The organism is Pseudorhodoplanes sp. (assembly GCF_035565855.1).
GTDB lineage: Bacteria > Pseudomonadota > Alphaproteobacteria > Rhizobiales > Xanthobacteraceae > Pseudorhodoplanes.
The window spans coordinates 1-6,346 of the sequence record NZ_DATMRX010000020.1 but is presented as its reverse complement, the minus strand read 5'-3'; the positions used below and the strand labels follow the sequence as shown (position 1 = coordinate 6,346).

The following is a 6,346-nucleotide window of genomic DNA, read 5'->3' as shown; positions in this document are numbered from 1 at the left end:
GCCGACGTGGTCGATCTGGGTTTCGTTGGCGAACCCGACAAGGTCGACACCACCGTGCTCGACCAGATCATCGGCCGCGACCTCATTCCGGTGCTGGCACCGATCGCGTCGGGACCGAACGGCGAGACCTACAACGTCAATGCCGATACCTTCGCCGGCTATATCGCCGGCGCACTGAAGGCCAAGCGCCTTCTCCTTCTCACCGACGTGCCGGGGGTGCTCGACAAGAACAAGAAGCTGATCCCGGAAATGTCGGTGAACGACGTGCGCAAGCTGATCGCCGACGGCACCATTTCGGGCGGCATGATTCCGAAGGTCGAGACCTGCATCACCGCGCTGGAACAGGGTGTCGAGGGCGTCGTCATTCTCGACGGCAAGGAAAAGCACGCCGTGCTGCTGGAGCTGTTCACCGACCACGGCGCCGGCACGCTGATCCATCGCTAAAAGCACATTCAGTTTTTACGGAAGCAGCCGCTCTCTGGCTGTCATCGCCCGCGAAAGCGGGCGATCCAGTGAATACCACTGCTCCGTGAGTTTACTGGATGCCCCGCCTTCGCGGAGCATGACAAGGAATGGGGCGATGCGATTGCGCCAAAACAGCCACGGCCGCCCCAATGGGCGGCCGTGGTCCCTTCCCCCTCGTGCTGCGCTACGCGGTACTCATGCGCTCACGACCGTGTGATTTCAGCGGGCGATCAAGGCATCAGCTTGACAGAATTGCGGGCGCAAAATGCAGCCGCGTTCGCATCGCAGAGGCTCGTATTCTTTGCCGACGCAGCGCCGAATGCTAAGCTCGCCCATCGTTTCTCGACATTGTCGAAACCTCTCAGAGCAGCGCTTTCTCAATGCCCCGGTTTCTGTGGTCGCTTGCGGTCCTTCTCGCGCTTCTCGTCGCGCCGGCGCAGGCATCCGAACGGGTCGCCCTCGTCATCGGCAATGGCAACTACGCCAATGCCGGCGTGCTCGCGAACCCCGCGAATGATGCCAGGGCCGTCGCCTCTGCGCTGACCGATCTCGGATTCGACGTCGCGCTCGGCCGTGACCTCGACCGTGCCGCGATGGAGGGCATGCTTCGCGATTTCCTGCGCAAGGCAAGCGATGCGAAGGTCGCGCTGCTCTTCTATGCGGGCCACGGCCTTCAGGTCGACGGCCGCAATTATCTCGTGCCGGTCGACGCCAAGGTCGAGACCGCAAGCGATCTTGCCTTCGCGACGATCGAGCTCGACAAAATTCTCGGCAGTCTGGAAGACCCGGGCCGCGCCACCATCGTCATCCTGGATGCGTGCCGCGACAATCCGCTGTCGCGCAGCATTGCCGCGCGCTCGCGCTCGGCGGTTGGCTCCGGGCTCGCGGCCTACTCGACGCTTGGCACCGGAACGCTGATCGCGTTCGCCACCGCGCCTGGAAAAGTGGCGCTCGACGGCACCGGATCGAACAGTCCCTTCACGACGGGCCTCGTGAAACATTTGCGCACGCCCGGCCTCGAAGTTCGCGCGATGCTGACGCGGGTGCGCGCCGACGTGATGGCCGCGACCGGCAACAAGCAATTGCCGTGGGACAATTCATCGCTGATGGGCGAAGTCTATCTCGCCAGCCCGCCGAAAGGCGGCACGCCTGCATCGGCGCCCATCACTGCCGCGCCGGTGCCGCAGCTCTCACCGCCGCCGGTTTCTGCCGTGCCGCCCGCCGTCGCCGCATTGCCGCCTGCTCCCCAGCGCGCACCGGCCGGAGACGGCTTCATCTTTCCGGATTCTCATCAGCGCCTTTTGGGCGTCGCGGAATTGCGGCGGCTTTCGCCGGACCAGCTGCGCATCGCCCGCAATGAAATCTTCGCCCGCCGCGGCCGCTTCTTCCGCGATCCCGCGCTGAGCGCTTATTTCTCGCGGTTCTCGTGGTATCGGCCGACCGCATGGGACGTGCGGACGAACGCGATCGAGGATGCGAATATCAAGCTGATCCAGTCGATGGAGCGCTGATGCGCGGGCTGGCCGTTGCGCTGACGGTGTTGCTCGGCACGGGCCTCGCGGCAGCGGATCCGGCGCTCGATGCGCTGGTCGCAGCCTATCCCGATCATCTCGCCGGCTACGAGAACAATCAGCTCGTCTTCAAGGATGGCACGAGCCTGCCGATCGATGACGGCATTCGGGGCAAGAGCTTCGAGCGCCTGCTGGACGATCCCGACATCAAGGATCAGTTTGCACTTCCCTATCCGCTCGGCACGGCATCCCTGAAGCCGCCGGCGGCCAATGAAGATCCGGGCCGCATCCGCAATCAGGCACTTTTCGTCAAGATGTACGGGGATTGCCGCAACGGCGAGGTTAAGGCGCGGATGAAGGCGGTGCCGTGGCTGCCGAGCCGCGGCGGCGGAACGGTGATGATCACGACGGTCAACGGCGTTGCCGATCAGCTCGCCAAGGTGTCGCGCGATCTCGAGCAATTGCCGGCGGAGATGACGCGCTACCTCGTCCCCTCGTCAGGCACCTATAATTGCCGCGTCATTGCCGGAACGAAACGCCTTTCGGTCCATGCCTACGCCGCCGCGATCGATCTGAACGCGAAGTTCGGCGATTACTGGCAATGGGCGAAGACGAAAGGCGGGACGCTCGCCTGGAAGAACCGCATCCCGCTCGAGATCGTCGAGGTGTTCGAGCGCCACGGCTTCATCTGGGGCGGCAAGTGGTATCACTACGACAGCTTCCACTTCGAATATCGCCCCGAGCTCATCGCGCTCGCGAAAAAGGGCTGGCCGAAGTAGCGCGCTACTTCTTCCGCGTCAGCAGAAACACCGCCTGTTCGCCGAACAGGTTCCAGAACCACCACGGCACGTTGATGCGCAGCTTGCCGCCCCAGGCATTCAGCGCGACAGCTGCCTCCATCTTCACGCCGATCTCGTTGCAGAGATCGCGGAAGTCGCGGATCGTGCAGAAGTGGATGTTCTGGGTGTCGTACCAGGTGTCCGGAAGATGCGGCGTGCGCGGCATGCGGCCCTGAAACAAAAGCTTCAGGCGGATCTTCCAGTGGCCGAAATTCGGAAACGAGACGATCGCCCGCTCGCCGATCCGCAGCATGTGCTCCAGCACCACGCGCGGCCGCCAGGTCGCCTGCAGGGTCTGCGACAGGATCACGTAATCGAAGGCATTGTCGGGATAATCGGCAAGGTCGGTATCGGCGTCGCCCTGAATGACGGCAAGGCCCTTGGCGACGCACAGATTGACGCCCTCACGCGAAATCTCGATGCCGCGGCCGTCAACATTCTTGGTTTCGGTCAGGATCTTGAGGAGTTCGCCGTCACCGCAGCCGACGTCCAGCACCTTCGCGCCCGGCTTCACCATCTGCGCCACGACCAGAAGGTCAACGCGGGCGCCGGCCCCATTGCGCGCGGCATGCGCGGTCGCGAGTTCGCGTTGCGGACGGGTGTGCATGTTCATGACTCTACACCGAACACGATGTCGGCCGAAAACCGCGGATGCAGCTGCGGCCTCACGCGCTCACCAGCCCGCGCGCCCGCCCGGCGCCGTCGAGGAAGCCGCGGATGATGGCGAACAATTCCGGCTCCTCGAGCAGGAAAGCGTCGTGCCCTTTGTCGGTGACGATCTCGGCAAAGGACACACGCGCGCCGGCGGCATTGAGCGCATGCACGATGGCGCGCGATTCGGAGGTCGGGAACAGCCAGTCGCTGGTGAAGGACACCACGCAGAAGCGGGTGGGAGAACTCCGGAACGCTTCGGCCAGCACACCGTCATGCTCGGCGGCGAGATCGAAATAGTCCATCGCCCGCGTCAGGTAGAGATAGGAATTGGCGTCGAAGCGCTCGACGAAGGACGAGCCCTGATAGCGGAGATAGCTCTCCACCTCGAAATCGGCGTCGAAGGAAAAGGTCGGATTGCTGCGATCCTGGAAGCGCCGGCCGAATTTCCGGTGCAGGGCCGCATCCGACATGTAGGTGATATGCGCGCCCATCCGCGCGACCGCGAGCCCGCGATGAGGACTCGTGCCCTCGATCTGATAGCGGCCGTGACGCCATTCGGGGTCGGCCATCACCGCCTGACGGCCGACTTCGTGGAAGGCGATATTCTGGGCCGAATGCCGGGTCGCGCAGGCGATCGGCACCGCGCAGAACACGCGCTCCGGAAAGCTCTGCGCCCATTGCAGCACCTGCATGCCGCCCATCGAGCCGCCGACGACCGCAAACAAGGTATCGATGCCGAGGTGATCGACCAGCATCGCCTGCGCGCGCACCATGTCGCGGATGGTGATGACCGGGAATTCGAGCCCGTAGGGATTGCCGGTCCGCGGATCGATCGATGACGGCCCGGTGGAGCCCATGCAGCCGGCCACGACATTCGAGCAGATGACGAAATAGCGTTCGGTGTCGATCGGCTTGCCGGGACCGACCATGGTCTCCCACCAGCCGTTCTTGCCGGTCACGGGGTGGACGCTGGCGACATGCTGGTCGCCGGTCAGCGCGTGGCAGATGAGGATCGCGTTGCTGCGCTGCGCATTGAGCTGGCCGTAGGTCTTGTAGGCAATCTGGAACGGCGACAGCTCGATGCCGGAATCGAGCTTCAGCGGTCGGTCCGGACCGAAACGCACCACGAGCGATTCCCGCGGGCTATCCGCCTCGCCGCGCACCCGTGCGTGTTGTCCTGTCTTGAGATCGGCCTCGGCCATACGCTGTCACCCGGCACACCATACCCGGCCCGCAACGCGACCTCGGCGGACCCGATGGCCCGGCCACAAGGCCGGTCGTTCTAGGTAGGCCTAACGGCCATTAAGTCAATGTTTTCTTTGATTTCGCGGGCCTGCCCACCTAATCATGCGGGCCAACGTTAACGAGCCAGCCATGTCCGATCAGGCCCAAAAACCCGCCCCATCGCTTGCTGCATTGCGCGCCGAAATCGACCGGATCGACGAGGCCATGCACGCGCTGCTGATCGAGCGCAGCGAAATCATCGCAAATCTCATCAAGGTCAAAGGCACCCAGGAATCCGGCTCGGCCTTTCGCCCGGCTCGCGAAGTTTCGATGATGCGCAAGCTCGTCGAACGCCATCGCGGCATCCTGCCCCTCGATACCGTCGAGAGCATCTGGCGGGTCATCATTGCGACCTTCACGCATGTCCAGGCGCCCTATTCGGTGCATGCGGACCTGACGGTCGGCGAAGCGGCGATGCGGGATTCTGCCCGCTTCCATTTTGGCTTCACGGTGCCCTTCGTCCCGCATATGGGCGCGGGCCCCGCGATCGCGGCGGTCGCCGCCTCGAAAGGCGATCTTGCGCTCGTTCCCGCGGTCTCTGTGGCCGGCGCCGGCGCCTGGTGGCAATCCCTCGAGGGCGAGACCGCGCCGAAGATCATCGCCCGCCTGCCGTTCGTGGAGCGGCCGGATCACCCGGCCTCGCTGCCGGTCTTCGCGATATCCCATCCGGCGGCCGACGCGGTGATGGCGGAGGTCGAGGTCCATAGCCTGCGCGTCTCGGGCTGGGGCGCAGTGGCCGCGCGGACCATCGCGCCGCTGGCCGAGGTCATCGCCGAGCCGGACGGCGCGTTCGATGGCGCGGCCTTGCTGATCTCGGTGCCGAAAGGTCAGACGCTCGCCGCGATCACCGACGCGCTGGTCAAGGCCGGGGCGACGATCCGCTCGACAGCCCTCGTCGGCAGCCACGCGACCCGCTATACGCTGTCGGGCGCGCATCCGGTCGCTGCCGCGCGCTAACACCGCCCGTACACTTGTTGAGGTTCACTGAAATGACTGCAGCCACGCGTCCGCAGCCGCGCCCCGGCGTCATGGATATCGCCGCCTATGTGCCCGGCAAATCCTCGGCACCGGGCGTCGACAAGATTCACAAGCTGTCGTCGAACGAGAGCCCGCTCGGCGCAAGCCCGAAGGCGATCGAAGCCTATCTGTCGGTCGCGCATCAGCTGCAGGATTATCCCGACGGCTCCGCGGCCGATCTGCGTCAAGCCATCGGCCATGCCATGGGCCTCGACCCCGATCGCATCATCTGCGGCGCGGGGTCCGACGACCTGATCAATCTCCTGGCGCGCGGCTATCTCGCCGATGGCGACGAGGCGATCCACACCACGCACGGCTTCCTGATGTATCCGATCGCGACGCTCGGCGCCGGTGCAAAGCCGGTGGTGGCCGCGGAAAAGAACCACACCGCCGATGTGGACGCGATCCTGAACGCGGTGACGCCGAAGACCAGGATGGTGTTCCTGGCGAACCCGAACAATCCGACCGGCACCTATATCCCGTTCGACGAGGTGAAGCGGCTGCAGGCCGGATTGCCTCCGCATGTGCTGCTGGTGCTGGATGCGGCCTATTGCGAATATGTCAAACGCAACGATT

At 64.6% G+C, this 6,346-nt stretch carries 7 protein-coding genes; 5 read left to right on the top strand and 2 right to left on the bottom strand.

What is annotated here, in order from left to right:
• From argB to VN004_RS01130, 3 genes are all read left to right on the top strand, one after another.
• Window positions 1-444, top strand: a 444-nt coding sequence (gene argB / locus VN004_RS01140) for an acetylglutamate kinase (RefSeq protein WP_325606270.1), incomplete at its 5' end; no start/stop codon positions are given.
• Window positions 445-845: 401 nt separating this feature from the next.
• A complete protein-coding gene (locus tag VN004_RS01135) occupies window positions 846-1,976 on the top strand; it encodes a caspase family protein (RefSeq protein ID WP_325606269.1) in 1,131 nt (376 codons plus the stop codon).
• Entirely contained in the window at window positions 1,976-2,755 is a 780-nt protein-coding gene (locus VN004_RS01130; protein WP_325606268.1) for a M15 family metallopeptidase, read from the top strand. Before VN004_RS01135 ends, VN004_RS01130 begins: the two co-directional genes overlap by 1 nt.
• Window positions 2,756-2,759: 4 nt before the next feature.
• On the opposite strand, the gene metW is transcribed toward VN004_RS01130, so the two are convergent.
• Window positions 2,760-3,422 carry a methionine biosynthesis protein MetW gene (gene metW, locus VN004_RS01125; RefSeq protein ID WP_414710211.1) on the bottom strand — a complete coding sequence of 221 codons (663 nt, stop codon included), beginning with the start codon at window positions 3,420-3,422 and terminating at the stop codon, window positions 2,760-2,762.
• Window positions 3,423-3,480: 58 nt separating this feature from the next.
• Window positions 3,481-4,671, bottom strand: coding sequence for a homoserine O-acetyltransferase MetX (gene metX, locus VN004_RS01120; protein WP_325606266.1), 1,191 nt, complete (start codon window positions 4,669-4,671; stop codon window positions 3,481-3,483).
• 172 nt (window positions 4,672-4,843) lie between these two features.
• On the opposite strand from metX, the gene VN004_RS01115 reads away from it, so the two are divergent.
• Window positions 4,844-5,710 carry a chorismate mutase gene (locus tag VN004_RS01115; RefSeq protein WP_325606265.1) on the top strand — a complete coding sequence of 289 codons (867 nt, stop codon included), beginning with the start codon at window positions 4,844-4,846 and terminating at the stop codon, window positions 5,708-5,710.
• 32 nt (window positions 5,711-5,742) lie between these two features.
• Window positions 5,743-6,346: histidinol-phosphate transaminase (locus VN004_RS01110; RefSeq protein WP_325606264.1), on the top strand; the 604-nt coding region annotated here is incomplete at its 3' end.